24 protein-coding genes are annotated in these 25,648 nt (G+C 74.4%); 19 read left to right on the forward strand and 5 right to left on the reverse strand.

Annotation, left to right across the window (positions count from 1 at the left end; genetic code table 11):
• The first annotated feature begins 252 nt into the window (after positions 1-252).
• Positions 253-1,131 carry a thioesterase family protein gene (locus ACIBIW_RS31345; protein ID WP_399340982.1) on the forward strand — a complete coding sequence of 293 codons (879 nt, stop codon included), beginning with the start codon at positions 253-255 and terminating at the stop codon, positions 1,129-1,131.
• A gap of 57 nt (positions 1,132-1,188) precedes the next feature.
• Here ACIBIW_RS31345 and ACIBIW_RS31350 read toward each other — a convergent pair whose 3' ends face one another.
• On the reverse strand, positions 1,189-2,133 hold the full coding sequence (locus ACIBIW_RS31350; RefSeq protein ID WP_399340984.1) for a helix-turn-helix domain-containing protein: 945 nt from the start codon (positions 2,131-2,133) through the stop codon (positions 1,189-1,191).
• A 130-nt stretch (positions 2,134-2,263) separates the two neighbouring features.
• Here ACIBIW_RS31350 and ACIBIW_RS31355 point away from each other — a divergent pair, with 130 nt between their 5' ends.
• On the forward strand, positions 2,264-3,070 hold the full coding sequence (locus tag ACIBIW_RS31355; RefSeq protein ID WP_399340986.1) for an NAD(P)H-dependent oxidoreductase: 807 nt from the start codon (positions 2,264-2,266) through the stop codon (positions 3,068-3,070).
• Between the two features lie 78 nt (positions 3,071-3,148).
• Here the strand turns inward: ACIBIW_RS31355 and ACIBIW_RS31360 are convergent, their stop codons facing one another.
• Positions 3,149-3,793: a TetR family transcriptional regulator gene (locus ACIBIW_RS31360; RefSeq protein ID WP_399340987.1), complete on the reverse strand. Its 645-nt coding sequence runs from the start codon at positions 3,791-3,793 to the stop codon at positions 3,149-3,151.
• Between the two features lie 213 nt (positions 3,794-4,006).
• Here ACIBIW_RS31360 and ACIBIW_RS31365 point away from each other — a divergent pair, with 213 nt between their 5' ends.
• The 3 genes from ACIBIW_RS31365 (at position 4,007) to ACIBIW_RS31375 (ending at position 5,708) form a co-directional block, all read left to right on the forward strand.
• Positions 4,007-4,156 (forward strand): hypothetical protein, encoded by a 150-nt coding sequence (locus ACIBIW_RS31365; protein ID WP_399340988.1) that lies wholly within the window; start codon positions 4,007-4,009, stop codon positions 4,154-4,156.
• A gap of 61 nt (positions 4,157-4,217) precedes the next feature.
• Positions 4,218-4,496: a DUF4190 domain-containing protein gene (locus ACIBIW_RS31370; protein ID WP_399340991.1), complete on the forward strand. Its 279-nt coding sequence runs from the start codon at positions 4,218-4,220 to the stop codon at positions 4,494-4,496.
• A 48-nt stretch (positions 4,497-4,544) separates the two neighbouring features.
• Positions 4,545-5,708, forward strand: a complete 1,164-nt coding sequence (locus tag ACIBIW_RS31375) for a cysteine desulfurase family protein (protein WP_399340993.1) — start codon at positions 4,545-4,547, stop codon at positions 5,706-5,708.
• A 180-nt stretch (positions 5,709-5,888) separates the two neighbouring features.
• Here the strand turns inward: ACIBIW_RS31375 and ACIBIW_RS31380 are convergent, their stop codons facing one another.
• Complete coding sequence (locus tag ACIBIW_RS31380) at positions 5,889-6,566, reverse strand: N-acetylmuramoyl-L-alanine amidase (protein WP_399340994.1); 678 nt, start codon at positions 6,564-6,566, stop codon at positions 5,889-5,891.
• 194 nt (positions 6,567-6,760) lie between these two features.
• Between ACIBIW_RS31380 and mnmA the strand changes: the two genes are divergently transcribed.
• A complete protein-coding gene (gene mnmA / locus ACIBIW_RS31385; RefSeq protein ID WP_399340996.1) occupies positions 6,761-7,900 on the forward strand; it encodes a tRNA 2-thiouridine(34) synthase MnmA in 1,140 nt (379 codons plus the stop codon).
• A 111-nt stretch (positions 7,901-8,011) separates the two neighbouring features.
• Here mnmA and ACIBIW_RS31390 read toward each other — a convergent pair whose 3' ends face one another.
• A complete protein-coding gene (locus ACIBIW_RS31390) occupies positions 8,012-8,353 on the reverse strand; it encodes a DUF427 domain-containing protein (RefSeq protein WP_399340998.1) in 342 nt (113 codons plus the stop codon).
• Positions 8,354-8,404: 51 nt separating this feature from the next.
• Here ACIBIW_RS31390 and ACIBIW_RS31395 point away from each other — a divergent pair, with 51 nt between their 5' ends.
• The 9 genes from ACIBIW_RS31395 (at position 8,405) to gatB (ending at position 19,363) form a co-directional block, all read left to right on the forward strand.
• On the forward strand, positions 8,405-8,944 hold the full coding sequence (locus ACIBIW_RS31395; protein WP_399340999.1) for a TIGR00730 family Rossman fold protein: 540 nt from the start codon (positions 8,405-8,407) through the stop codon (positions 8,942-8,944).
• A gap of 60 nt (positions 8,945-9,004) precedes the next feature.
• The gene (locus ACIBIW_RS31400) at positions 9,005-9,703 is read left to right on the forward strand and encodes an SDR family oxidoreductase (protein WP_399341001.1); all 699 of its coding nucleotides are present in this window, start codon (positions 9,005-9,007) and stop codon (positions 9,701-9,703) included.
• A 46-nt stretch (positions 9,704-9,749) separates the two neighbouring features.
• Positions 9,750-10,805 carry a methionine synthase gene (locus ACIBIW_RS31405; RefSeq protein ID WP_399341003.1) on the forward strand — a complete coding sequence of 352 codons (1,056 nt, stop codon included), beginning with the start codon at positions 9,750-9,752 and terminating at the stop codon, positions 10,803-10,805.
• A 14-nt stretch (positions 10,806-10,819) separates the two neighbouring features.
• A complete protein-coding gene (gene ligA / locus ACIBIW_RS31410) occupies positions 10,820-13,012 on the forward strand; it encodes an NAD-dependent DNA ligase LigA (protein ID WP_399341005.1) in 2,193 nt (730 codons plus the stop codon).
• A 226-nt stretch (positions 13,013-13,238) separates the two neighbouring features.
• Positions 13,239-15,596, forward strand: a complete 2,358-nt coding sequence (locus ACIBIW_RS31415; RefSeq protein WP_399341007.1) for a putative bifunctional diguanylate cyclase/phosphodiesterase — start codon at positions 13,239-13,241, stop codon at positions 15,594-15,596.
• A gap of 206 nt (positions 15,597-15,802) precedes the next feature.
• Positions 15,803-16,099 carry an Asp-tRNA(Asn)/Glu-tRNA(Gln) amidotransferase subunit GatC gene (gene gatC / locus ACIBIW_RS31420; protein ID WP_399341009.1) on the forward strand — a complete coding sequence of 99 codons (297 nt, stop codon included), beginning with the start codon at positions 15,803-15,805 and terminating at the stop codon, positions 16,097-16,099.
• Positions 16,100-16,103: 4 nt separating this feature from the next.
• Positions 16,104-17,597 (forward strand): Asp-tRNA(Asn)/Glu-tRNA(Gln) amidotransferase subunit GatA, encoded by a 1,494-nt coding sequence (gene gatA / locus ACIBIW_RS31425; RefSeq protein WP_399341011.1) that lies wholly within the window; start codon positions 16,104-16,106, stop codon positions 17,595-17,597.
• Between the two features lie 5 nt (positions 17,598-17,602).
• Positions 17,603-17,833: a hypothetical protein gene (locus ACIBIW_RS31430; RefSeq protein WP_399341085.1), complete on the forward strand. Its 231-nt coding sequence runs from the start codon at positions 17,603-17,605 to the stop codon at positions 17,831-17,833.
• A gap of 15 nt (positions 17,834-17,848) precedes the next feature.
• A complete protein-coding gene (gatB, locus tag ACIBIW_RS31435; protein ID WP_399341014.1) occupies positions 17,849-19,363 on the forward strand; it encodes an Asp-tRNA(Asn)/Glu-tRNA(Gln) amidotransferase subunit GatB in 1,515 nt (504 codons plus the stop codon).
• Positions 19,364-19,567: 204 nt separating this feature from the next.
• On the opposite strand, the gene ACIBIW_RS31440 is transcribed toward gatB, so the two are convergent.
• The gene (locus tag ACIBIW_RS31440) at positions 19,568-20,413 is read right to left on the reverse strand and encodes an oxidoreductase (protein WP_399341016.1); all 846 of its coding nucleotides are present in this window, start codon (positions 20,411-20,413) and stop codon (positions 19,568-19,570) included.
• 232 nt (positions 20,414-20,645) lie between these two features.
• On the opposite strand from ACIBIW_RS31440, the gene ACIBIW_RS31445 reads away from it, so the two are divergent.
• The 4 genes from ACIBIW_RS31445 to ACIBIW_RS31460 all read left to right on the forward strand — a co-directional run bounded on the left by ACIBIW_RS31445 (position 20,646) and on the right by ACIBIW_RS31460 (position 25,598).
• Positions 20,646-21,251: a TetR family transcriptional regulator gene (locus ACIBIW_RS31445; protein WP_399341018.1), complete on the forward strand. Its 606-nt coding sequence runs from the start codon at positions 20,646-20,648 to the stop codon at positions 21,249-21,251.
• 115 nt (positions 21,252-21,366) lie between these two features.
• Complete coding sequence (locus tag ACIBIW_RS31450) at positions 21,367-21,987, forward strand: hypothetical protein (protein ID WP_399341020.1); 621 nt, start codon at positions 21,367-21,369, stop codon at positions 21,985-21,987.
• A gap of 266 nt (positions 21,988-22,253) precedes the next feature.
• A complete protein-coding gene (locus ACIBIW_RS31455; RefSeq protein ID WP_399341022.1) occupies positions 22,254-22,427 on the forward strand; it encodes a hypothetical protein in 174 nt (57 codons plus the stop codon).
• Between the two features lie 126 nt (positions 22,428-22,553).
• A complete protein-coding gene (locus tag ACIBIW_RS31460; RefSeq protein WP_399341024.1) occupies positions 22,554-25,598 on the forward strand; it encodes an AAA family ATPase in 3,045 nt (1,014 codons plus the stop codon).
• The last annotated feature ends 50 nt before the right edge of the window (positions 25,599-25,648 follow it).

Here is a 25,648-nt window from a genome sequence, read left to right on the forward strand (position 1 = left end):
CTGGCTCGGGGGGCGCTACGTCCCCCCGGCGGCGGCGCTACGTCGCCTCCCCCCCGGCTACGTCCTGCCCCCACGTCGCGGCGACTTGCCCATGAGGCGCGCGTACGCGCATAGGCGTGTTTTTCAGGCGCCCGCGCGGCGCCCCGCCCCCGCGACCTCCCCGCCCCGGCGCCGTCCCGGCGCCCCCGGGCGTGATCCACACCGCACCGATGAAGCTACCGCTCAGTAGTCGGCGGGAGGTACGGTCGTGCCATGGCAGACGCGGCACCGCAGCGGGCCGCCGGGGGTCCTGAACCCCGGGGCGGCACCATCGGCGACAGCGAGTTCGACCGGGACACCGCCGTCACCCCACGCTCCCCGGGTGAGTACGGCGCCGAACTCTCCGGCAACTGGTCGGTGTTGGGAGCGGTCAACGGCGGCTACCTCCTCGCCGTCGCCGCCCGCGCCCTCGGCGACGCCCTGCCGCACCGGGACCCGTTCACCATCACCGCGCACTATCTGACCGCCTCGCGCCCCGGACCCGCCGTGATCCGCACGGAGCGGGTCCGCGCGGGCCGCACCCTCTCCACCGGCACCGCCTCGCTGCTCCAGTACGACGAGGGCGGAGCCGAGGTCGAGCGCATCAGGCTGCTCGCCTCCTACGGCGACCTCGACGCCCTCGGCCCCGACGTCGGCACCCTCGCCAAGCCGCCCACCCTGCCGCCCCCCGAACGGTGCGTGGGCCCCGACGACATGCCGGAGGAGTGGGCCGCGTTCGAGTCGACGATGGCGCAGCGGCTGTGGGCCAAGGCCGACCCCGCCACCCTCGGCTGGGTGCGCGGCGCCCCCTCGGGCCGCGCGGAGACGCGCGCCTGGATGGCGCTCGCCGACGGCCGCGCCCCCGACCCGCTCTCGCTGCTGCTCGCCGTCGACACCCTGCCGCCCACCGCCTTCGACCTCGGGCACCAGGGCTGGGTCCCCACCGTGGAACTCACCGTGCACGTACGGGCCCGCCCCGTCCCCGGGCCGCTGCGGGTCGCCATCCGCACCCTCAACCCCGCGGGCGGCTACCTGGAGGAGGACGCCGAGGTCTGGGACTCGGCCGACCGCCTGGTCGCGCAGTCCAGGCAACTGGCCCGTATGGAGCGCTGACCACACGTCGCCCCGGGGCCGCCTCCCGCGCGTGTGCGTGTCCGATGCCGCCCGGCGCTACGTGACGGGCGGCGCCGCCATGAGGCGTTCGATCGCCGCCGCCTCCGCGCTGCCCTCGACGGCGCTGAACACGTGCATCTGAAGCCCCGTCCCACCGGTCGCGGCCGGAACTCCCAGCGTCTGATAGTCCAGTTCGAGCACCCCCGCCACCGGGTGCCGCAGCCTCTTGCGCCCTGCCGCGCAGCGCAGCACCTCGCCGGTGGCCCAGATCGTACGGAACAGCTCGCTGTGCACGGACAGTTCGGCGACCAGCGCCTTCAGCGCGGCGTCGTCCGGATAGCGCCCCGCCGACACCCGCAACTGGCCCGCGGCCTCCGCCGCCCGCGTCTCCCGGTCGGGGAAGACGTCCTCCGCGGCGGGGTCGAGGAAGAGATAGCGCGCGTTGTTGAGGTCACGGCGCGACGGGTCGCCGAGGCCGCCGAGGAGTTCGGTGGCGGGCGCGTTCCACGCCACCACGTCGAGGCGGTGGTCGCAGGCGAACGCGGGGAAGGGCGCTGCGGCGTCCAGGATGCGCTGCAACAGCGGGCCGACGCGGACCCGGGGCGCGGGGGAGTGCCGGGGCGCGGCCAGCGTCGCCAGGTGCCCGCGCTCCGTCGCGCCGAGGCCGAGCGCCCCGGCCAGCGCGTCGAGCACCTCGGCGGACGGCTGTGTGGCACGCCCCTGTTCGAGGCGCACGTAGTAGTCCACGCTGATCCCGGCGAGCTGCGCCAGCTCCTCCCTGCGCAGCCCCCGCACCCGCCTGCGCCGCCCGCCGCTCAGCCCCACGTGTTCCGGCGCGACCCGCTCCCTGCGGGCCCGCAGAAAGCCTCCCAGGGCCCTGCGCGAGGCATCGTGGCCCGCGCCGCCGCCGGTCGTCCCCGCGTCGCCGCCAGGGCCCGCCGCGCCGCCGGCCGGCCCCGCCCCGGCACCGTCCACGCGCTCCGTGCTCCCCACGCCGTCCATGCGACCAGTATGCGGGCCGCCGACCGGCGCCACCCCGGCCCCGAGGCTGGTCCTCGCAGTACCAGGAACGCGGTGCCCACGGCAGAAGGGGGCACTGGCTGCGCGCCCGCGCGTGAGCGAGCGTTGCCGCATGAACGAAGCCACGCCCCCGGCGCGCAGCACCGTCCTCGTCGTCACCGCCCACCCCGAGCCCCGCTCCCTCAACGCCTCCCTGGCCGCCCTCGCGGTCGACGAGCTGCGCGCCGCCGGGCACGAGGTGCTGGTGTCCGACCTGTACGCGATGGGGTGGCGCGCCACCGTGGAGGCCGCCGACTTCCCCGACGAGGAGGACTGCTCCCGGCTCCATGTGATGGACGCCTCGCAGCGCGCCACCCTCGCGGGACGGCTCGCCCCGGAGATCGCCGCCGAGCAGGAGAAGATCCGCCGCTGCGACGCACTGATCCTGCACTTCCCGATGTGGTGGTTCTCGGTCCCCGCGATCCTCAAGGGCTGGATCGACCGCGTGTTCACCGCCGGGTTCGGCTACGGCCCCGAGGTGCCCCCGCCGTACGGCCCCGACGGTCCGCTCGCGGGACGCCGCGCGCTGCTGTCGGTGACGGTGGGCGCCCGCGCGGGCGCGTTCTCCGACCGGGGCGCCCACGGCAGCCTCGTCGACGTCCTGCACCCCTTGCAGCACGGGCTGTTCTGGTTCACCGGCATGGCACCGCTCGAACCCTTCGCGGTCCACGGCACGAACGGCGTGAGCGAGGAGCGCTTCGCGCAGGTGCGGGACGCGTACCGGAGCCGTCTCGCGGGCCTCTTCACGGACGAGCCGGTCCCGTACCGCTCCCTCACCGGCGGCGACTACGACCACGACATGCGCCTGCGCCCCGATGTCGCCCCCGGCGTCCAGGGCCTCGACATGCACCTGCGCCCCCGCGCGGCCCGCGACGCGTGACACCGCGCCGCCACCGCGCGGGCCCCCGCGCGCGTACCGCCGTCCCCGCACCCGCGCGTACGGCGCCCGCCGCCGGGGCTACCCCTCCAGCCAGTGGCGGCGCCCGAGCCTGATCAGCCGGAGCCTGCGGCGCGCCAGCTCCGCCACCTCCTCGCGGGACCTGGTGCCCGGTGCGCCGTCGCCGCCCGGCACCGTGTCGAGGAACGCCGCCGCGGTCACCACCATGTGCTCCACATAGAGCCCCGCCAGCATCAGCACGTCCTCCTGCGGCCACCCCGCCGACTCCGGCTGCCGCGCCAGCTCGGCGCCCACCTCCACCGCGAAGGTGTCCAACTGCCGCGCGATCTCCTCACGCACCGGCCGCACCCCGCCGTACCGCTCCCTCGCCAGGAACCGCACATGCGAGGGATGCCGCCTGACGTGCCCGGCTATCAGGTCCACGGCCGCCGTGATCCGGTCGTCGGGGCCGCCCGCGGCCGCCAGGGTGGTGCCGATCATGGCGTGCAGACTGCCGAGCGCCTCGTCCACCAGCGCCACGCCCAGCTCCTCCGTGCTGCCGAAGTGCCGGTAGAACGCGGTCGGCGCGAGGCCCACCGCGCGCGTGACCTCCCGCAGCCCGAGGCTGCTCAGGCTCTGGTCCTCAAGCAGCACCAGCGCGGCCTCCAGCAGCGCCCTGCGGGTCTTCTCCTTCTGCGCCTGCCGGGTGCCGACGGTGTGAGTCATGCCATGCAGTCAACAGCCCTTCCCGGCTCCGGCAAAGCGGGGACAGGCGCTAGACTCGATTTCAGTGAACAGTCGTACACGGAACTGCGGCGCGCCACGCCGCGGCCACCCGTACGGAACCCGCCAGGGACGGCGCCCCCACGGCGCCCCGTCCGAGCCCGGGCCCACCGCCCGGAACCGAACCGGAATGGAACCGGAAAGAAAGGTGAAGCCGTGCTCTTCCTCGTCGCGGCCCTGCTGCTCTTCGGCCTCGTCGTCGGCGCCGTGGCCCACGCGTCGGTCGCCGTCAGCGCCGTCGCCGCTGCGGTCATCGCGGTCTGGCTCGTGGTCTTCGCGGTACGGGAGCGCCACCGCGCCCGCTGACCGGCGCCCCCGCCCCCCCTCCCGCACACCGCCCGCCCATCCCCCCCCAAGGAGTGAACCCATGGACATCGCACCGCCCCGCCCCCTGCGGCACGGCATCGCCGCCCGGGACGCCGACGGCATGGCCGTCGCCTCCTTCGTCCTCGGACTGCCGGGGCTGCTGGTCCTCAACGTCTTCCTCGGCCCCCTCGCCATCGTGCTCGCCACGCTCGCCCTGGCCCGGGGCACCGCACGCCGCGGACGCGCCCTGCTCGGGCTCGCGCTCGGCGCCGCCGACCTGCTCGTCCTCCTCGTCGTCACGCTCCAGGACCACACCCTGTCGTGGAGCATGCCCGGCTGACCCCCGCGCCCCCGTACACCCCCGGCGGGGCCCGTAGAATCGGCACTCATGGTGTACCTCGACCACGCAGCGACCACGCCGATGCTCCCCGAAGCGGTCGAGGCGATGACCGCGCACCTCACGGCCACCGGCAACGCGTCCTCGCTGCACGCCGCCGGGCGCAGAGCGCGTCGCACCGTCGAGGAGGCCAGGGAGTCCCTCGCCGAGGCGCTCGGCGCCCGCCCGAGCGAGGTGGTGTTCACCGCGGGCGGCACCGAGGCGGACAACCTCGCCGTCAAGGGCCTGTACTGGGCCCGCCGCGAGGAGGACCCCGCCCGCACCCGGGTACTGGCCAGCCCCGTGGAGCACCACGCCGTCCTCGACACCGTCGACTGGCTCGGCGAGCACGAGGGCGCCACCGTCGAGTACCTGCCCGTCGACCGGTACGGCCGCGTCACCCCCGACGCCCTGCGCGCCGCCGTCGAGCGCGACCCGGACGACGTCGCCCTCGCCACCGTCATGTGGGCCAACAACGAGATCGGCACCGTGCTGCCGGTCCCCGAACTGGCCGCCGTCGCCGCCGAGTACGGCATCCCGCTGCACTCCGACGCGGTCCAGGCGTTCGGCCAGCTCCCGCTCGACTTCGGCGCCTCAGGGCTCGCCGCGATGACCGTGACGGGACACAAGATCGGCGGCCCCTACGGCGTCGGCGCGCTGCTGCTCTCCCGCGACCTCACCCCCGTGCCCGTGCTGCACGGCGGCGGCCAGGAGCGCCGGGTGCGCTCGGGCACCCTCGACGTCCCCGCGATCGCCGCCCTCGGCGTCGCGGGCCGGCTCGCGGCCGAGCGGCGCGCCGCGTTCGCGCGCGAGGCCGGAGCGCTGCGCGACGCCCTGATCGACGCCGTACGGGAGGCCGTGCCCGACGCCCTCCTCGGCGGCGACCCCGAGGACCGCCTGCCGGGCAACGCGCACTTCACCTTCCCCGGCTGCGAGGGCGACTCCCTGCTGCTGCTCCTCGACGCCCAGGGCATCGAGTGCTCCACCGGCTCCGCGTGCACCGCGGGCATCGCCCAGCCGAGCCACGTCCTGCTCGCCACCGGCGCCCCCGCCGACCTCGCCCGCGGCACCCTGCGCTTCTCCCTCGGACACACCTCGACCACCGACGACGTCACCGCCCTCGCCAAGGCGATAGGCCCTGCGGTGGAACGCGCCAGGGCAGCGGGCCTGAGCTGACCCGGCCCTGCCCGTCGGCGTGACCCCGGTCGATCCCGTCTGGGCGCCCCCTGGCGGCCCCGTCGGCGCTGCTCCCGCCCGTCGGTGGCCCGGAGCGCCCCCCGGCCACCTGAAGCCGCCTGACGGCCGTCAGCGGCCCCGCTCCCACCGCAAGCCGCCCGAGGGCCGTCACCGGCCCGCTCAGCCCTTCGGTCGGCCCCCGTGCGCCCCGTCCCCGTCGTGCTCCCCGGCCGCCTGCGCCGTCCGCGCGCGCCGTACGAGCGCGAGGTAGCGGGGCCAGTCCCAGAAGCGTCCCGGGTCGGTGTGGTCTGTGCCCGGCACCTCCACATGGCCGATGATGTGCTCCCGGTCCACCGGTATCCCGTAGCGCCCGCACACGCGCGCGGTCAGCCGCGCCGACGCCTCGTACATCGCCCGCGTGAACGACTCGGGGCGCTCCACCCAGCCCTCGTGCTCGATGCCGACACTGCGCTCGTTGTACGCGCGGTTGCCCGCGTGGAACGCGACGTCCAGCTCCCGGATCATCTGGGTGACCCGCCCGTCCTTGCCGACGACGTAGTGCGACGCGGCCCGGTGCTCCGGGTCCTTGAACAGCCGCACCGCCTCGTCGAAGGAGCACTGGGTGACATGGACGACGACCCGGTCGACCCGGTAGTCGTACGGGCGGTCGGCCCGCCGCCAGTTCGCCGGGGACGCCGCCGTCCGCCGCGCGCCCGCGAAGTCCACCGCGCCCGGCTCGCGGGGCCTGTCCACCCCCGGTGTGCGCCACCACAGCCGCGACAGCTCGTCCCAGGCCAGCCCCACGCCGCCGCCGACCACCGCCACCCCGCCGCCGACCAGCACCGCCCTCCGGCTCACCCGCGGGCCCCGCCCCGACCGCCCCGCACGCGCGCGCTCGCGCCACCGCGCGAAACCGCTCCGCTCCACCGCACCTCTCCTCGCCTGCCACCGGCCACGGCACCCGGCTCACCCCGAAATCGCCCGGGTCGTCCCCTGCCTCAACGGATATCGCCGTGCCCGCGGTTCCCGGCGGCCCTTACCCTGAAGGGGTTATGACTCATACCGCGCAGCCCGCCCCGGCCGACCAGAGGCCCCTCCGCGTCCTCGCCGCCATGTCGGGCGGCGTCGACTCCGCCGTCGCCGCCGCCCGCGCCGCGGAGGCGGGGCACGACGTGACGGGGGTGCACCTGGCGCTCTCCGCGAACCCCCAGTCGTTCCGCACCGGCGCCCGCGGCTGCTGCACCATCGAGGACTCCCGCGACGCGCGCCGCGCGGCCGACGTCATCGGCATCCCGTTCTACGTGTGGGACCTCGCCGAGCGGTTCCGCGAGGACGTCGTCGACGACTTCGTCGCCGAGTACCGCGCGGGCCGCACCCCCAACCCCTGCCTGCGCTGCAACGAGAAGATCAAGTTCGCCGCGCTCCTCGACCGCGCCCTCGCCCTCGGCTTCGACGCCGTCTGCACGGGGCACTACGCGCGCGTGGCCACCCGCCCCGACGGCGCCCGCGAGCTGCACCGCGCCTCCGACCTCGCCAAGGACCAGTCGTACGTCCTCGGCGTCCTCGACGGGCGGCAGCTCGCCCACGCGATGTTCCCCCTCGGCGACACCGTCACCACCAAGGACGAGATCCGCGCGGAGGCCGAGCGGCGCGGCCTCGCGGTCGCCCGCAAGCCCGACAGCCACGACATCTGCTTCATCGCCGACGGCGACACCCAGGGCTTCCTCGCCGACCGGCTCGGCCGCGCCGACGGCGACATCGTCGACGAGTCCGGCACCAGGCTCGGCACCCACCAGGGCGCCTACGGCTTCACCATCGGCCAGCGCAAGGGCCTTCGGATCGGCACCCCCGCGCCGGACGGCAAGCCGCGCTACGTGCTGGACATCTCCCCGGTGGACAACACCGTCACCGTCGGACCCGCGGACGCCCTCGACGTCTCGGCGCTGACCGCCGTCAGGCCCCGCTGGTGCGGCCCCGCGCCCACCGCGCCCGCCCGCTACACCGCCCAGATGCGGGCCCACGGCGGCGAGGCCGACGTCACCGCCGTCCCCTCGGACGACGGCCTCGCGGTCCGCTTCGACGCGCCCGTGCGCGGCATCGCGCCGGGACAGGCCATCGTCCTGTACGACGGCAGCCGCGTCGTCGGCTCCGCCACCATCGCCGCCACCGAGCGCACCCCCGCCACGGTCTGACCCCGGCGCCCACCGCCGGGGCACGCGCGCGGGACACCGCGTCGCCGGGCATGCGCACGTGAACCCCGGCGGCCGTACGCGCGTCACGGCCGCCGGGGACCCGCGCGGGTGCTACGCCCCGACCACCTCCGTCTCGTAGAAGCAGAAGTGGTCCCTGATCCGCGCCACGTTCTCCTTCGGTTCCTGGTACGCCCACACGATGTCGGCGGCACCTGAGACGTCGGAGGCCACCGACCAGTACGAGGCGTCGCCCTTGAAAGGACAGTGCGTGCGGGTGTCCGACGGCGCCAGCAGATCCGTCCTCACGTCCTCGGGCGGCAGGTAGTACCGCGGCGGGCAGCCCGTCTCGCGCAGCACGAGCGGCCTGCTGCTCTCCGCGAGCACCGTGCCGCCGTGCACCGCGCGCACGTGCTGCGCGCCCTGTTCGACCGTGATGATGTGTCCTTCAGCCATACCTGGTACAGCGCCGTACCCGCCCCGCTTCTTCCCCGTACCGTGAGCGGCATGAACATCTGCGTCTTCCTCTCCGCCGCCGACCTGCCCGAGCGCTACACACGCCCCGCGCGCGAGTTCGCGGAACTCGTCGGCAAGGGCGGCCACACCCTGGTGTGGGGCGGCTCCGACGTCGGTCTCATGAAGGTCGTCGCGGACGGCGTGGAGAAGGCGGGCGGGCGCCTCGTCGGCGTCTCCGTGGACTTCCTCGCCGACGTCGCGCGGCCCGCCGCCGACGAGATGCACGTCGCCCGCGACCTCGCCGAGCGCAAGGCCCTGCTGCTCGCCGAGTCCGACGCCGTCGTGATCATGGTGGGCGGCACCGGCACCCTCGACGAGGCCACCGAGATCCTCGAACTGAAGAAGCACGGCAAGCACACCAAGCCGGTGGTCCTGCTGAACGCCGCCGGGTTCTACGACGGCCTCAAGGAGCAGTTCCACCGCATGGAGGCCGAGGGGTTCCTCCCGCTGCCCCTCACCGACCTGGTCTTCTTCGCCGAGGAACCGGTCGGCGCCATGGCCTACCTCGAAGAGTCCATGGGCACCGTCTGACCCGGCGGCCCCCGCCGCCGAGGGGGGCGGTCGCACCGCGCCGCGGCCCCTGGTGCGAGCATGGTGCGCATGCCCACCCATGTGATCACCGGCGCAGGCTCCGGCATCGGCGCGGCCGTCGCCGGGCGGCTGAGCGCCCGCGGCGACGATCTCGTGCTGCTCGCCAGGGACGCGGCGCGCGCCGCGGAACTCGCCGGCCGCTTCCCCGGCGCCCGCACCCTCGTCGGGGACCTCGCCGACCCCGACCGGCTCTCCTGGGCCTTCTCCCACCAGAGCCAGCCGGAGCGCGTCGACACCCTGGTGCACAGCGCCGGAGTCGTCGACCTCGCCCCCGTCGGCGACCTCACCCCCCGCGCCTGGCACCATCAGCTCAACGTCAACCTGGTCGCGCCCGCCGAGCTGACCAGGCTCCTGCTGCCCCAACTGCGCGCCGCCCGCGGCCAGATCGTCTTCGTCAACTCGGGCTCCGGCCTCAACACCGCCCCCGAGTGGTCCGCCTACGGCGCCTCCAAGGCCGGTCTGAAGGCCCTCGCGGACGCCCTGCGCGGCGAGGAGCGCCCCGCGGGCGTCCGGGTCACCTCGGTCTACCCTGGCCGCACCAGGAGCCCCATGCAGGCCAGGGTCCACCAGCAGGAGGGCGCCCCGTACGACCCGGGCCGCTGGATCGACCCCGAATCCGTCGCCACCACCGTCGTCGCCGCCCTCGACCTCCCGCGCGACGCCGAGATCCACGACGTCACGGTGCGGCCGGGGCAGTGACCGGGACGGTGCGGGCCCCCGCCGCGGCGCTGCGTACCCTTCCGGGGTGAGTGAAGACAGCGACACAAGCCCTCTCGGCGCCACCGGCGTCGGCTCGATGCCCGGCACCGACGCCCGGGAGGCCGTCAAGACCGTGATCGGCAGTTTCGAGTCGGGACAGGGCGTCCCCCACCTGCCGGAACTGCCCGCCCGCGGCCCCGGCGCCGACATGGTCGGCCGCACCGCCGGGCTCCTCGTCGAGCTGTACGCGCGCGTGGAGCCCAGCGGCTGGCGCCTCGGCGACCGGCCGGGCCGCGACACCCGCAGGGCGCGCTCCCTGCTCGGCGAGGACCTCGACGCCCTGGAGGAGCACGCCCAGGGCCACACCGGGCCCCTCAAGGTGCAGGCGGTCGGCCCCTGGACCCTCGCCGCGCAACTGGAACTGAGGAACGGCGAGGCGGTGCTCTCCGACCCCGGCGCCGTCCGCGACCTCGCCGTCTCCCTCACGGAGGGCCTGCGCGCCCACACCGCGGCCGTACGCGCGCGCGTGCCGGGCGCCCGCGTCGTCGTCCAGCTCGACGAGCCCGTCCTCACCGCCGTACTCCTCGGCCGCGTGCCCTCCGCCAGCGGCTACCGCACCCACGCCGCCCCCGACCGCCAACTCGTCGAGTCCACCCTCCGCGACGTCGTCGAGGGCCAGCGCCGCGACGTGCCCGCCGCCGCAGCCACCGGCACCTGGGCCGACGGCGCCGTCGTCGTCCACAGTTGCGCCCCCGGCGTGCCCTTCGCGCTCCTGCGGCGCGCCGGAGCCGCCGGGATCTCCTTCGACACCGCACTGCTCACCGAACGTGACGACGACGCGCTCGGGGAGACCGTCGAGAACGGGGTCACACTCCTGACGGGCGTGGTCCCCGGCACGGACGGCCCGTTGTCAGACCCGGCAGGTAGCGTTTCCGGTGTCAGGACGCTGTGGCGCAGGCTGGGGCTTGCGCCGGGGCTCCTCGCGCGCTCCGTCGCGGTCACCCCCGCGTGCGGGCTCGCGGGCGCCTCACCGCAGTACGCGCGCCGGGCTCTGGCCCACTGCGTCCAGGCGGCGAGATCCCTCGCGGACAACCCTGAGTAACGGGAGGATGAGACGTGGCCGGCGAACAGCAGGTACAGCCCGCCGAGGTGCCCGCCGAGGCGCGGGAGCAGCACGCCCGGCTCGCCGAGCAGATCGAGGAGCACCGCTTTCGGTACTACGTGAAGGACCAGCCCGTCGTCACCGACGCCGAGTTCGACCGCCTGATGCGCTCCCTGGAGGACCTGGAGGAGCGCCACCCCGAGCTGCGCACCCCCGACTCGCCCACCCAGAAGGTGTCGGGCGCCTACGAGACCGACCTCGCCGAGGTCCAGCACCGCGAGCGGATGCTCTCGCTGGACAACGCCTTCGACGACGAGGAGCTGACCACCTGGGCCGACCGCATCGCCAAGGACGTCGGCACCCCCGACTACCACTTCCTGTGCGAGCTGAAGGTCGACGGCCTCGCGGTCAACCTGACGTACGAGAAGGGCCGCCTCACCCGCGCCGCCACCCGCGGCGACGGCCGCACCGGCGAGGACATCACGCCCAACGTCCGCACCATCGCCGAGATCCCCGACCGCCTCGCGGGCGACCGCGTCCCCGATCTTGTCGAGATCCGCGGCGAGGTCTACTTCCCGATGGACGCCTTCCAGGAGCTGAACGCCCGCCGCGTCGAGGCGGGCGAGAAGCCCTACGCCAATCCCCGCAACTCCGCCTCGGGCTCCCTGCGCCAGAAGAACCCCAAGGTCACCGCCACCCTCCCGCTGCACATGGTGGTCCACGGCATCGGCGCGCGCGAGGGCTTCGACATCGACTGCCTGTCCCACGCGTACGACCTGCTGCGCGAGTGGGGCCTGCCGACCACCAAGTACGGCAAGGTCGTCGGCTCCATCGAGGAGGTGCGCGAGTACATCGCCCACTTCGGCGCCAACCGCCACTCGGTGGAGCACGAGATCGACGGTGTGGTCGTCAAGCTCGACGAGATCCCCCTCCAGGGCCGCCTCGGCTCCACCTCGCGCGCACCGCGCTGGGCCATCGCCTGGAAGTACGCGCCCGAGGAGGTCAACAGCAAGCTCCTCGCCATCCACGTGGGCGTCGGACGCACCGGCCGCGTCACACCGTACGCGCAGGTCGAGCCGGTCACCGTCGCCGGCAGCGAGGTCGAGTTCGCCACCCTGCACAACCAGGACGTGGTGAAGGCCAAGGGCGTCCTCGTCGGCGACACCGTCGTGCTGCGCAAGGCGGGCGACGTCATCCCCGAGATCCTCGGCCCCGTCGCCGACCTGCGCGACGGCAGCGAGCACCCGTTCGTGATGCCCGCCGAGTGCCCCGAGTGCGGCACACCCCTGCGCCCCATGAAGGAGGGCGACGTCGACCTGCGCTGCCCCAACGCGGAGGGCTGCCCCGCCCAGTTGCGCGAGCGCCTGTTCTACATCGCGGGCCGCAAGTCCCTCGACATCGAGAACTTCGGCTACGTCGTCGCCACCGCCCTCACCCAGCCCCTGGAGCCGCCCACCCCCCCGCTGGCCAACGAGGGCGACCTCTTCGACCTCACCCTCGACCAGCTCCTGCCCATCCGCGCGTACGTCCTCGACCAGGACAGCGGGCTGCCCAAGCGCGACTCCACGACCGGCGAGAAGAAGATCGCCACCGTCTTCGCCAACCAGCAGGGCGAGCCCAAGAAGAACACCCTGGCGATGCTCGACAACATCGCCGCGGCGAAGGAGCGCCCCCTCGACCGCATCCTCACCGGCCTGTCCATCCGCCACGTGGGTCCCGTCGCCGCACGCGCACTCGCCCGCGAGTTCCGCTCGATCGAGCGGATCGAACAGGCCACAGAAGAGGAGCTGTCGGAGACCGACGGAGTGGGTCCCATCATCGCCGCATCCCTCACACAGTGGTTCGAGGTGGACTGGCACCGCGAGATCCTGCGCAAGTGGCGCGCCGCCGGTGTGCGCCTCGAAGCCGAGGACGCGGGTGAGGAGGAGGGCCCGCGCCCGCTGCACGGGCTCACCGTGGTGGTCACCGGCACCCTGGAGCACCACACCCGCGACGGGGCCAAAGAGGCACTTCAGGACCAGGGTGCCAAGGTGACCGGGGCGGTGTCGAAGAAGACCGCCTTCGTGATCGTGGGTGACAATCCCGGCTCCAAATACGACAAGGCGATGCAGCTCAAGGTTCCCGTACTGAACGAGGAGGGCTTCACCGTCCTCCTCGAACAGGGCCCGGAGGCGGCGGCGGAAATCGCACTGCCGACCGAGGAGTAGAGATTGAAGTCCACCCGTTCGGCGCATATCAGATGCATACGGGTGGCCGGGGCGTATTGGGCAACCGCCGTCGACCGCTGCCCCTGGGAGCCTTCTGCGGCCTACTGTTGAGGTGTGCGCCTTCCCGCCCAGCCGTTTGACGGGGAATCAGGCGCGCAGCCGAAGCCGGTGGTCATCGGCCTCGGGCCGTGTGGCGAGGGCACCGCCGGCTGTGAGAGGGACGGGAATGGAACCGACCGAGAGCGCCGCTCCCGAGGAGCGCCGGCCGCGGCGTGGACCGGGAGCCTGGGTGAGCGGCCGACGGGCGGCGCGGCCGACGGGCCGCGGCATGAGACTGCCCGGCACCGCGGACCGTGCGCCCGGCGCCAGGGCCGGGCGACAGGAGCACGGGGAGGCCCCGACGGGCAGCGGGCGCCTCCCCCGCATCGGCGCGCCCGCGGCAGCCGCCGCGGCCGACGGCGTCGCGGCCAGAGCCGTGCGCGGCGGGTCCCGCGGCCCCACCACGGGCGCCGCCGTCCCCGCCACCGGGCAGCCGGGCGGCGGCCCCGGGCGGCAGGGCGCGAGCACCGTGCTCGCCGCCGTGGTCGTCCCGCTCGCCGTGCTGGTGCTCGGCGGGGGTGTCTTCGGCGCCCTCGACGCACACCGCGCGCTCTTCCCCTCCGGCGCGGTCGGCTGGTCCCTCGCGGTCCTCACCGGCCTCATCGTCGGCCACCTCGTGGCGCTCGGCCGCGACCGCTGGGTGCGCGGCATGGGCTCGGGCGCCGCCCTCGTCCTCGCCGTGCTGCTGCTGTACGGGTGGGTGCCCGCCGCGATGGTCGGCATCATCGCGCTGGTGCTCGTCGGCGCCGCACGACCGCACAGTTGGCGCCAGGGCGTGCTGCACGGCGCCGCCGACGTCCTCGGCACCGGCGCCGCCGCCCTCGCGCTGTGGGCCTGCGGCCGGGTGCCCACCGTCGAGTCGCCGTGGAAGCCCACCTCGTGGGACGCGCTCACGGTGCCCGAGGTGGTGCTCGCCGCGGCCGCCTACGTCGGTGTGACCCGGCTGGTGCTCTGGTGCACCGGCGCACCCACCTCCGGGCTGCCCACCGCGGTGCGCACCGCCCTCGTGCGGCAGGGCCTCATCGGGGTGGCGCTGCTCGGCATCGCCCCGCTGATCGCCGTCGTCGCCGTCACCGTGCCGGTGCTGCTGCCGCTGTTCGCGGTCCCGCTGATCGCCCTCGACTCCACCCTGTGGATCGCCAGGGCACGCGCGGAGGAGCAACTGCGCGACCCGCTCACCGGGCTGCCCAACCGGCAGTGGCTGCTGGAGCGCACCTGGACCGCCCTCGACGAGGCCGACCGCCTCGACAAGAGGACGGCACTGGTCCTGATCGACCTCGACCGCTTCCGCTCCGTCAATGACACCCTCGGGCATCTGGCGGGCGACCGGCTGCTCATCCAGATCGCGGAGCGCCTCGGCGCCGCCCTCCCGCGCGGGGCGGAGGCCGCGCGCCTGGGCGGCGACGAGTTCGCCGTGCTGCTGCCGGTCGCCGACTCCACCACGTCGGCCGCCCGTATCGCCCGCAGGCTCGTCGCCGAACTCGGCTCCCCGCTCGACCTCGACGGGCTCACCCTGGTCCTGGAGGCCAGCGCGGGCGTCGCTGTCTTCCCCGACCACGCGCTCGACGCCGAGGGGCTGCTCCAGCGCGCCGACGTCGCCATGTACCAGGCCAAGCGGGACCGCACGGGCGTCGAGGTGTACGAGTCCAAGCGCGACTCCAACACCCCCGACAGGCTCGGCCTCCTCGGCGACCTGCGGCGCGCCCTCGACGCCCACGAGGTCGAACTGCACTACCAGCCCAAGGTCCGCTTCGACGGCGAGGTCGCCGGCCTTGAGGCCCTGGTGCGGTGGGTGCACCCGGAGCGCGGCAAGGTGCCCCCTGACGAGTTCATAGCGATCGCGGAGTCGTCAGGTCTGATGCCCCATCTGACCGAGTACGTGCTGGACACCGCCCTGGCGCAGGTCGCGCGCTGGCGCGAGCAGGGCCTCAGGGTGCCGGTCGCCGTCAACGTCTCCCCGCGCGACGTCCACACCCCGGGGTTCGCCGGCTCCGTCGCCGCCCGCCTCGCCCGGCACGGGGTGCCGCCCGGCGCGCTCCAGTTGGAGATCACCGAGCATGTCCTGCTGGAGGACCCCCAGCGGGCCGCCGACACCCTCGCCGGGCTCACCGGGCACGGCGTCAAGATGTCCCTCGACGACTTCGGCACCGGCTACTCCTCGCTCGTGCACCTGCGGCGGCTGCCGGTCAGCGAGCTGAAGATCGACCGCTCGTTCGTGGCCAGGCTCGCCGTGGACACCGAGGACGCCGAGATCGTCCGCTGCACCGTGGACCTCGCGCACTCACTGGGGCTCGTCGTGGTCGCCGAGGGCGTCGAGGACGACGAGACCTGGCACCGGCTGCGGCAGCTCGGCTGCGACGCGGTGCAGGGCTGGCTGGTGGCGGCGGCCATGCCCGCCTCCCAGGCCACCGGCTGGCTGCGGGCGCACGCCGCCGCCGGGCTGCCCGCGGCCCTGCCGAGCGGCGCGGAGGCGTCCCCCAACTGAAGCCGGGCCCGCCCCGGCCACCGGCGCGGTCCGCCCCTCCCGGCGGGCCGCGCTGCCGCACGCCCGCGTGCGCGCCGTCGAAACGCCGTCGAGAGCGCCGCGCGGTTCCCCATAGGATTGGGGCGCTGAAGGAAACAGCCGAAGGAAACGTCGGAACCCGCAGAGCAACGAGATTCCGCCACCGCACTCACCCAGAGGATCGCCCCATGCCCGGCATCACGCGCGAGGAGGTCGCCCACCTCGCCCGTCTGGCACGTCTGGAGCTGAAGGCAGAAGAACTCGACCACTTCGCCGCCCAGCTCGACGACATCATCGGCGCGGTCGCCCGCGTCTCCGAGGTCGCCGGACAAGACGTACCACCGACCTCCCACCCGCTGCCGCTGACGAACGTCATGCGCCCCGACGAGGTCCGCCCGTCCCTCACCCCCGCGCAGGCGCTCTCCGGCGCCCCCGCGCGGGAGCAGCAGCGTTTCAAGGTCCCGCAGATCCTGGGGGAGGAGTGATCCGATGACGGACATCACCAGGCTCACCGCCGCCGAGATCGCCGCGAGGATCGCCTCGGGCGAGCTGACCGCCGTCGCGGTCACCGAGGCCCACCTCGACCGCATCGGCGCGGTCGACGAGAAGGTCCACGCCTTCCTGCACATCGACCGGGAGGGCGCGCTCGCCCAGGCCCGCGCCGTCGACGCCAAGCGCGCCGCGGGCGAGAAGCTCGGACCGCTCGCCGGCGTCCCGCTCGCCCTGAAGGACATCTTCACCACCGAGGGCGTGCCCACGACCTGCGGCTCCAAGATCCTCGAAGGGTGGATTCCGCCCTACGACGCCACCGTGACCCGCCGCCTCAGGGCCGCCGACGTCGTCATCCTCGGCAAGACCAACATGGACGAGTTCGCCATGGGCTCCTCCACCGAGAACAGCGCCTACGGCCACACCGGCAACCCCTGGGACCTCACCCGTATCCCCGGCGGCTCGGGCGGCGGTTCGAGCGCCGCCCTCGCCGCCTACGAGGCGCCCCTCGCCATCGGCACCGACACCGGCGGCTCCATCCGGCAGCCCGCCTCCGTCACCGGCACCGTCGGGGTCAAGCCGACGTACGGCGGCGTCTCCCGGTACGGCATGATCGCGTTCTCCAGCTCGCTCGACCAGGGCGGCCCCTGCGCGCGCACGGTGCTCGACGCGGCCCTGCTGCACGAGGTCATCGGCGGCCACGACCCGCTGGACTCGACCTCCATCGACGCCCCCGTGCCCCCGGTCGTCGAGGCCGCGCGGGGCGGCGGCGTGGCGGGCATGCGGGTCGGCGTCGTGCGGCAGTTCAGCGGCGAGCACTACCAGGCGGGCGTGCTCCAGCGGTTCGAGGAGTCGGTGGAGCTGCTGCGCGGCCTCGGCGCCGAGATCGTCCCGCTCGACTGCCCCTCGTTCGACCTCGCGCTCTCCGCGTACTACCTGATCGCGCCGAGCGAGTGCTCGTCCAACCTGGCCCGCTTCGACGCCATGCGCTACGGCCTGCGCACCGGCGACGACGGCAGCCACTCCGCCGAGGAGGTCACCGCCCTCACCCGCGAGGCAGGCTTCGGCGACGAGGTCAAGCGCCGCATCATGCTGGGCACCTACGCGCTCAGCGCGGGCTACTACGACGCGTACTACGGCAGCGCCCAGAAGGTGCGCACGCTCATCAAGCGCGACTTCGACGCCGCGTTCGGGCAGGTCGACGTGGTGGTCTCGCCGACCACCCCGACCACTGCCTTCCCGATCGGGGAGCGCGCCGACGACCCGGTGGCGATGTACCTCGCCGACCTGTGCACCATCCCGGTCAGCCTGTCGGGCAACGCCGCCATGTCCCTGCCCTGCGGTCTGGCGCCCGAGGACGGGCTGCCGGTGGGGTTGCAGATCATCGCCCCCGCCACCAAGGACGACCGGCTGTACAAGGTCGGTGCCGCCGTCGAGGCCGCCTTCGTGGAACGCTGGGGCCACCCGCTTCTGGAGGAGGCACCGTCACTGTGAGCGCAATGGCAAAGGCGAAGAACTTCAAGCAGACCAAGTCCGGCATGTACGTGTCGATGGCGTCGACCGCGTTCGGCGCCATCACCGTCGCCAAGAAGGCGAAGAAGGCACGGCGCGAGAACGACACCCTGAGGCTCGTGGACGCCGCGGTCTCCGCCGTGTCCATCGTCACCGGGCTCGCCCTGCTCTACCGCGAGCTGAAGCGGCTCGGCGACGACGACGTGCTGCTGGGCTGAGGAGAGAGTTTCACCGTGACTGTCACCACAGAACTGGTGCCCTACGAGGACGCGCTCGCGTCCTTCGACCCCGTCATGGGCCTTGAGGTCCATGTCGAGCTGGGCACCAGGACCAAGATGTTCTGCGGCTGCTCCACCGCGCTCGGCGCCGAGCCCAACTCGCAGACCTGCCCCACCTGCCTCGGCCTGCCCGGCGCGCTGCCGGTGGTCAACGCCTCCGCCGTGGAGTCCGCGATCAAGATCGGCCTGGCGCTGCACTGCGAGATCGCCGAGTGGTGCCGCTTCGCCCGGAAGAACTACTTCTATCCGGACATGCCGAAGAACTTCCAGACCTCCCAGTACGACGAGCCGATCGCCTTCGACGGCTACCTCGACGTCGAGCTGGAGGACGGCACCACCTTCCGTGTCGAGATCGAGCGCGCCCACATGGAGGAGGACACCGGCAAGTCCCTCCACGTCGGCGGCGCGACGGGCCGTATCCACGGCGCCTCGCACTCCCTGCTCGACTACAACCGCGCGGGCATCCCCCTCATCGAGATCGTCACCAAGCCCATCGTGGGCGCCGGTGAGCGCGCCCCCGAGGTGGCGCGGGCCTACGTCGCCGAGCTGCGCGAGCTGATCAAGGCGCTCGGCGTCTCCGACGCGCGGATGGAAATGGGCCAGATGCGCTGCGACGTCAATCTCTCCCTGATGCCCAAGGGCGCGCAGAAGTTCGGCACCCGCAGCGAGACCAAGAACGTCAACTCGCTGCGCAGCGTCGAGCGCGCCGCCCGCTTCGAGGTCCAGCGGCACGCCGCCGTGCTCTCGTCGGGCGGCACGATCGTCCAGGAGACCCGGCACTTCCACGAGGAGGACGGCTCCACGACCTCGGGCAGGACCAAGGAGGAGGCCGAGGACTACCGGTACTTCCCCGAGCCCGACCTGGTGCCGGTCGCGCCCGCGCGCGCGTGGGTCGACGAGCTGCGCACCGTCCTGCCCGAGCAGCCGCTGGCCCGCAGGGGCCGGCTGCGCGCCGAGTGGGACGTCTCCGCGCACGACATGCGCTCGATCCTCAACGCGGGCGCCATCGACCTGATCGTCGCCACCATCGACGCGGGCGCCGACGCCACGGCGGCCCGCAAGTGGTGGATGGGCGAGCTGGCCCGCCGCGCCAACGAGGAGGCGGTGGAGCTGTCCGCGCTGCCGATCACGCCCGCCGACGTCGCCAGGGTGGCCGCCCTGGTCAAGGAGGGCTCCCTCAACGACAAGCTGGCCCGGCAGGTCATCGAGGGCGTCCTCGCGGGCGAGGGCGCCCCGGACGAGGTCGTCGAGGCCCGCGGCCTGAAGGTCGTCTCCGACGAGGGTGCGCTGACCGCCGCGGTCGACGACGCCATCGCGGGCAATCCTGCCGTCGCGGACAAGGTGCGCGGCGGCAAGGTGGCCGCGGCGGGCGCCCTGGTCGGCGCCGTCATGAAGGCCACGAAGGGGCAGGCCGACGCGGCGAGGGTCAAGGAGCTGATCCTCGACAGGCTGGGCGCCTCCGGCTCCTGAGGCCCCCGGGACAGCCCGTGAGGCGGCGCCACGGTCCACGTGGCGCCGCCTCACGTCGTAGCGCCCCCACCCCGGTCTCCGGCCGCCCCTTCTCCGATACGGGCCCCTGCGGGGCCGTGGGCGAGGCCCGCCGAGACCCCGGGGCCGCGCCGTGCGCACCGCGCTCCCCGCGCGCGTGGGTGCGCATCGCGCTCCTCGCGCGCGTTACGCGTCGAACGCGATGGACTCGCTCAGGTGGCGCCAGCGCGCGTCCGACTCGGCACGCTCCCGCTCCGCCGCGGTCACGTACTCGTACGCGTCCGAGCCCAGCAGCAGGTGCAGCGGGGGCTCGGGCAGCTCGGGCAGGCCCACGACGACCCGCGCGGCCTTCGCCGGGTCGCCGCTCTGCTTGCCGTCCATGGAGCGGGTCAGCTCCACCGACCTGCCCACGGTCTCCCGGTACGGCTCGCTGACCGGCGCCACCGTCATCGACGAGCCGGCCCAGTCCGTGCGCAGCCCGCCGGGCTCCACGATGGTCACCTTGATGCCGAGCGGCGCGACCTCCTTCCCCAGCACCTCGGAGAAGCCCCCGACGGCCCACTTCGCCGACTGGTAGGCGCCGAGCCCCGCGCGCGTGATGCGGCCGCCGCTCGACGAGATCTGGATGACGTGTCCCGCGCCCTGCTCCCGCAGGAACGGCAGTGCCGCCCTCGTGACGTGGAAGACGCCGTAGAAGTTGGTGTCGATCTGGGCGCGGAACGCCTCGTCCGAGGCGTCCTCGATGGCGGCCATGTCGCCGTAGCCCGCGTTGTTGACCACGACGTCGAGCCGTCCGAACGCCCGCGCGGCCTCCGCCACCGCGGCGTACACCGCGTCCCGGTCGGTCACGTCGAGCGGCACGGCGCGCACCCGCTCGCTCCCGTGACGCTCGACCAGGTCGGCGAGCTGCTCCGGTTTGCGGGCGGTCGCCGTCACCCGGTGCCCGGCGTCGAGCGCCGCCTCGACGAGCGCGCGGCCGAGGCCGCGGGAGCTGCCGGTGATGAACCAGGTCCGTGAGGTGTTGTCAGGCATGGGGACTCCAGCGAGTGAGGAGGGGCGGAGGGCCGCGGCCGTGGGGAGCGCGCCCGGCTGCCGGGCGGCGCCGCGAGGGAGCGGCCGTAAAGTAACTGACTATTCGGTTACTTACGTGACCGTACTCCGCGCATGATGCCCACGCAAACATCCCTGGACAGGCCCTATAGAGAAGTAACCGTCTGTTCAGTTACCTGGTGTCCGAGGCGCCCGAGTGGCCTACGATGGGGCCATGCCCAGAGACTCCCGAGCGACCAAGGCCCGGCTGCTGAAGGCGGCCACCGGGGAATTCGCCGCGCACGGCATCGCGGGCGCGCGCGTGGACCGCATCGCCGAGTCCGCGGGCTGCAACAAGAACCTGATCTACGTGCACTTCGGCAGCAAGGAGGGCCTGTTCGACGCCGTCTTCGCGGTGGCCGTCGGCGAACTCCTCACCACCGTCCCCATCGACGCCGACGACCTCCCCGGCTACGCGGGCGCCCTCCACGACTTCTACCGCGCCCACCCCGAGCACATGAGGCTGGCCCGCTGGCACAGCCTGGAGCGCCCGGGGGCCGCCGCGCTGCTGCCCGTCGTCGTGGAGTCGGGCGCCGCCAAGCTGAAGGCGATCGCGGCCGCCCAGGCCGACGGCAGGGTCGACGCGGGCCTGCCGCCGCACGCCCTGCTCGCGCTGCTGCTCTCCCTCTCCGCGACGTGGAGCGCCGGGAGCCCCGAGGCGATGGGCCAGGACGGCGCGGACGGCGGCGAGGGCGAGGACGCCGAGGCCCTCGCGGCCCTGCGGCACGCGGTCGTCGTCGCGGCGGGGCGCCTCACCCGCCCCCGTACCGCCGACTCCTGACCCCGCGGCCCGGGCACCGCCCGGAGGGCGGGGCTCCGGATGTGTGCGCGACACGTCGTCCCGGCGTCGACGATCATTAAGGAACTTCTCAGACTCCGTCCGTACGGTGCGCGGCATGGAACCCAAGACGATTGACGAAGCCGCGGCCGAGGCCGGGTCCACGGACCGGGAGACGGGCACGGACGAGGCCGTACAGAAGGAGGGCGACAGCTTCCCCGCGGCGCGCGCCGCCACCCCCGCCGAGTCCCCCGGGGCCCCCACGGACGGCGACGGCGCCGACCGGCCCGCCGACCCCGCGGGACAGGGCGGCCCCGAGGCCCACGGCGACGGCGAGAAGCCGCCGTCCGGCGTCGGCCAGGGCGCAGGTGCCGTGATCTCCGCCGCGCTCGGCGTGGTGTCGCTCAGCGGCAGTTGGCTCGGCACCGTCGCGGGCGCGCGCGAGTCGCTGATCGGACAGCTCAACACGGTGGACTCCGCGGGCGTCGCGAAGAAGATCCAGGAGGTCTACGGTGACCAGTGGCACGCCATCGCCCTCGTCGGCGGCGTCTTCGCGCTGATCGGCCTGATCGTCGGCGTCGGCGTACTGGCCAGGCCCGCCTTCGGGGTGCCGGGCCCGCCCCAGCCGGTCTGGATCAAGTCCGTCGCCTGGGGCGGCGTCGCCCTCGGCGTCCTCGGACTGCTCCTCGCGATCATGAAGCTCACGGACATCCTGCTCGGGCTGCCATCGGCCTCCTAGAGCGCGTCGCGCGCCCGCGCGTGTTCCGTCCGCGCCCGCGCGGCGCGCCGGGAGCGGCGGGACCGGGGTCGTCTGAGGCCCCCTGAGGCGCGCGTACGCGCGCGCCGGGCGCCGCCCCGCCCGTCTAAGCAGGGTCGGACGGCCCCCTAAGGCGCCGCGCCGCCCGCGAGATGCGGCACTCTCCCGATGTGCGGGACCCCCCTCGGAGACGAACCTTGAATCCGTCGCGAACGGCGACGGCACAGTGATTCCGAGGGGGACAAGACATGTTCAGCTACCAGATGCACCAACTCCGCCAGGCCGAGCTGATCCGGGCCGCCGAGCACCACCGCCTCGTGCGCGAGGCGCGCGAGGCCCGGCGGGCGCGGCGCCGCGGCGGGCCGCAGGCGCCGGAACGGCGCGGCGGGCCACGGCACGACTCGTACGCGAAGGCGGCCTGAGACTTGGCGGCCCGTACCGCGGCCGAGGGCCGGGGCACCCGCCCGGCCTCCGGTGCGCGGGGCACGGGGCGCCCGGCCGCCGGGCCCCGCGCGATAACCGGTGCCGCGTTGTCGGACCCCTGTGCGATGCTCGGGGACGTGGAAGCAACCAGGTCCGTGAGCCCCGTCTTCGTCGGCCGCGCCGGCGAACTCGCCGCGCTGGACGACGCCCTCGTCCGCGCCACGGCGGGCGACCCGCAGGCCCTGCTCGTCGGCGGCGAGGCGGGCGTCGGAAAGACCCGCCTCGTCGAGGAGTTCGCCGCGAGGGCACGCGCGGCGGGCGCCGTCGTCGCCGTCGGCGGCTGTGTCGAGATGGGCGCGGAAGGGCTCCCGTTCGCCCCGTTCTCCACGGCCCTGCGCGCGCTGCGCGCCCAGCTCCCCGACGAGATGGCCGAGGCCGTCGCGGGCCAGGAGGAGCTGGCGAGGCTCCTGCCCGAGCTGGGCGAGGCCCCCAGGCTCCACCCCGGCGACGAGGACAGCACGGCCCGCCTCTTCGGCCTCACCGCCCGCCTGCTCGAACGGCTCTCCGGCGACCGCACCCTGGTCGTCGCCCTTGAGGACCTGCACTGGGCCGACGCCTCCACCCGCCACCTCCTCGGCTACCTCTTCCGCACCCTGCGCACCTCCCGCCTCGTCGTCGTCGCCACCTACCGCACCGACGACATCCACCGCCGCCACCCCCTGCGCCCCCTGCTGGCCGAGCTGGACCGGCTGCGCACCGTGCGCCGCGTGGAGCTGAGCCGCTTCAGCCGGGACGAGGTCGGCCGCCAGGTCGCCGGCATCCTCGCGCGCGAGCCCGAGCCCTCCCAGGTCGACGACATCTTCGAGCGCTCCGACGGCAATGCGTTCTTCGTCGAGGAACTGGCCGTGGCCACCGTCCGCTGCGACTGCTCGCCCGGCCTCACCGACACCCTGCGCGACCTGCTGCTCGTACGCGTGGAGCGGCTCCCGGAGCCCGCCCAGCGCGCCGTCAGGATCGCCGCGGAGGGCGGCAGCACCGTCGAGTACCCGCTCCTCGCCGCCGCCTCGGGGCTCGCCGAGGACGACCTCATCGAGGCCATGCGCGCCGCCGTGGGAGCCAGCATCCTCATCGCCACCGCCGACGGCGACGGCTTCCGCTTCCGCCACTCCCTGGTCCGCGAGGCCGTCAGCGACGACCTGCTGCCCGGCGAGCGCGCCCGCGTCAACCGCCGCTTCGCCGTCGCCCTCGAAGCCGACCCCGGGCTCGTCCCGCGCGAGGCCCGCGCCACCCGCCTCGCCAGCTACTGGTACCACGCGCACGACGCCGACAAGGCGCTCCCCGCGGTGCTGCACGCCTCCGTCGAGGCCCGCAGGCGCAACGCGTACGCGGAACAGCTCCGGCTCCTTGAGCGCGCCATGGAGCTGTGGGACGCCGCGAGCGAGGCCACCAGGGGCGAGCTGCGCCCCGTCGACTTCGTGGAGGTCTACCCGCCCTGTGGCTGCGACCCCGCCAGCACCCCGCTCGGCTTCATCGACCTGCTCGCCGAGGCCGCCGTCGCGGGTCGCCTCTGCGGCGAGCGCGACCGCGCACTGAAGATCACCAAGCGCGCCCTGGCGCTCCTGGAGAGCGACCGCGACCCGCTGCGCTCCGCGTGGTTCTACGTGCAGCGCTCCCGCCTCGTCCAGGGGCTCGCGCGCGGCGACGGCTGGCAGGAGCTGGGCACCGCCCAGGACCTGGTGCGCGGCCTGCCGCCCTCCGAGGTCCACGCCGAGGTGCTGTCGCGCGCCGCCGCCTGGGGCATGCTCCGCGAGCCCGGCCACGGGAGCCTGGCCGCCGCAGAGCGCGCCGTCGAGTACGCGCGCATGGTCGGCGCCCGCGAGATCGAGATGGACGCGCGCGTCACCCTCGCCACCCTGAAGGTCGACGCGGGCGACGTCGAGGCGGGCCTCGCCGACATGTACGAGGCCAGGACGGCCATGACGGAGCTGGGCGGCATCGCCTCCCTCGGCCGCTGCCATGTGAACCTGCCCTCGGCCCTCGAAGGCGTCGGCCGCTCCCACGAGGCCGTCGCCGCCCTCAAGGAAGGGCTCGCGTACTGCCGCGGCCACGGCCTGGTCGACCTGGAGTGCTGGGTACTCGGCAACTTCTCCGAGTCCCTGTTCTCCGTCGGCAGATGGGACGAGGCCGCCGAGTCCGCGTCGAGCGCCCTCGGTGTGCGCACCCGCGGCAAGCCACGCTGCTGGGCCTCCACCATGCTGGCCTTCCTCGCCCTGGAGCGCGGCGAGAGCGCCGAGGCCGCCCGCCACCTCGCGGACGCCAGGAAGCACTACGGCCACCACGACGTCGTCCCCCAGCACGCCATCCCCCTCGCCCGCGGCTCCCTCACCCTCGCCGCCACCGAGGGCCGCCTCCTCGACGCCCGCGCGGAACTCGAAACGGCCGTGGGATGCGGCTTCCAGCCCGGCACCCAGCGCTACGCCTGGCCGATGCTGCTCGCCGCCGCCGCCGCGGAGGCCGACGCGCGCGCCGTGCCCGCTGCGGAGCCCGGGCGCGCCGACACCCTGCGCCTCATCCGGGACAGCGCCAAGACCCTCGTCACCGGCGTGCCCCTGTGGCACGCCCATGAGCAGTGGCTGCGCGCGGAGCTGCGCCGCGCCGAGGGCGCCGACACCGAGGACGACTGGCTGGCGGCCGTCGCCGCCTTCGGCCCCCTGGAGCGCCCCTACGACCTCGCCAGGGTCAGGCACCGGCTCGCCGAGCGCCTGCTCGCGGCCCCCGGCGCCGGTGAGGACGCGCGCGAGCGCGCGGCGGAGCTGCTGCGCCAGGCCGGGGCCGTCGCCCGGCACCTCGGCGCCCGCCCCCTCGGCGACGCGGTGCGCGCACTCGGCCAGCGCGGCAGGCTCGCCCTCGGCCGCCCGGCCGCCGACACCCCCGCCGACCCGGTGGCCGCCCTCGGCCTCACCAGCCGCGAACGCGACGTGCTGCGCCTTGTCGCCGCGGGCCGCAGCAACCGGCAGATAGCGGGGGAGCTGTTCATCTCGCCGAAGACCGCCAGCGTCCACGTCTCGAACATCCTCGCCAAGCTGGGCGTCTCCGGCCGCGGCGAGGCGGCGGCCCTCGCCCACCAGCGCGGCCTGTTCGCCGAGGAAGCAGCCACCCACACCGGATGATCTTCGGCGTCCCGGTGTGAGACGGCCGACACCGGGCAATTCGCCGCCCC

Origin of the sequence: Streptomyces sp. NPDC050560 (assembly GCF_044457285.1) — a bacterium.
Taxonomy (GTDB): Bacteria; Actinomycetota; Actinomycetes; order Streptomycetales; family Streptomycetaceae; genus Streptomyces.

What these genes read in the sequence shown, in the direction of transcription:
- ACIBIW_RS31345 (WP_399340982.1), top strand. Translation starts at nt 253, where the DNA reads ATGGCAGACGCGGCACCGCAGCGGGCCGCCGGGGGTCCTGAACCCCGG.
- ACIBIW_RS31350 (WP_399340984.1), bottom strand. Translation starts at nt 2,133, where the DNA reads ATGGACGGCGTGGGGAGCACGGAGCGCGTGGACGGTGCCGGGGCGGGG.
- ACIBIW_RS31355 (WP_399340986.1), top strand. Translation starts at nt 2,264, where the DNA reads ATGAACGAAGCCACGCCCCCGGCGCGCAGCACCGTCCTCGTCGTCACC.
- ACIBIW_RS31360 (WP_399340987.1), bottom strand. Translation starts at nt 3,793, where the DNA reads ATGACTCACACCGTCGGCACCCGGCAGGCGCAGAAGGAGAAGACCCGC.
- ACIBIW_RS31370 (WP_399340991.1), top strand. Translation starts at nt 4,218, where the DNA reads ATGGACATCGCACCGCCCCGCCCCCTGCGGCACGGCATCGCCGCCCGG.
- ACIBIW_RS31375 (WP_399340993.1), top strand. Translation starts at nt 4,545, where the DNA reads ATGGTGTACCTCGACCACGCAGCGACCACGCCGATGCTCCCCGAAGCG.
- mnmA (WP_399340996.1), top strand. Translation starts at nt 6,761, where the DNA reads ATGACTCATACCGCGCAGCCCGCCCCGGCCGACCAGAGGCCCCTCCGC.
- ACIBIW_RS31390 (WP_399340998.1), bottom strand. Translation starts at nt 8,353, where the DNA reads ATGGCTGAAGGACACATCATCACGGTCGAACAGGGCGCGCAGCACGTG.
- ACIBIW_RS31395 (WP_399340999.1), top strand. Translation starts at nt 8,405, where the DNA reads ATGAACATCTGCGTCTTCCTCTCCGCCGCCGACCTGCCCGAGCGCTAC.
- ACIBIW_RS31400 (WP_399341001.1), top strand. Translation starts at nt 9,005, where the DNA reads ATGGTGCGCATGCCCACCCATGTGATCACCGGCGCAGGCTCCGGCATC.
- ACIBIW_RS31415 (WP_399341007.1), top strand. Translation starts at nt 13,239, where the DNA reads ATGGAACCGACCGAGAGCGCCGCTCCCGAGGAGCGCCGGCCGCGGCGT.
- gatC (WP_399341009.1), top strand. Translation starts at nt 15,803, where the DNA reads ATGCCCGGCATCACGCGCGAGGAGGTCGCCCACCTCGCCCGTCTGGCA.
- gatA (WP_399341011.1), top strand. Translation starts at nt 16,104, where the DNA reads ATGACGGACATCACCAGGCTCACCGCCGCCGAGATCGCCGCGAGGATC.
- ACIBIW_RS31430 (WP_399341085.1), top strand. Translation starts at nt 17,603, where the DNA reads ATGGCAAAGGCGAAGAACTTCAAGCAGACCAAGTCCGGCATGTACGTG.
- ACIBIW_RS31440 (WP_399341016.1), bottom strand. Translation starts at nt 20,413, where the DNA reads ATGCCTGACAACACCTCACGGACCTGGTTCATCACCGGCAGCTCCCGC.
- ACIBIW_RS31445 (WP_399341018.1), top strand. Translation starts at nt 20,646, where the DNA reads ATGCCCAGAGACTCCCGAGCGACCAAGGCCCGGCTGCTGAAGGCGGCC.
- ACIBIW_RS31450 (WP_399341020.1), top strand. Translation starts at nt 21,367, where the DNA reads ATGGAACCCAAGACGATTGACGAAGCCGCGGCCGAGGCCGGGTCCACG.
- ACIBIW_RS31455 (WP_399341022.1), top strand. Translation starts at nt 22,254, where the DNA reads ATGTTCAGCTACCAGATGCACCAACTCCGCCAGGCCGAGCTGATCCGG.
- ACIBIW_RS31460 (WP_399341024.1), top strand. Translation starts at nt 22,554, where the DNA reads ATGCTCGGGGACGTGGAAGCAACCAGGTCCGTGAGCCCCGTCTTCGTC.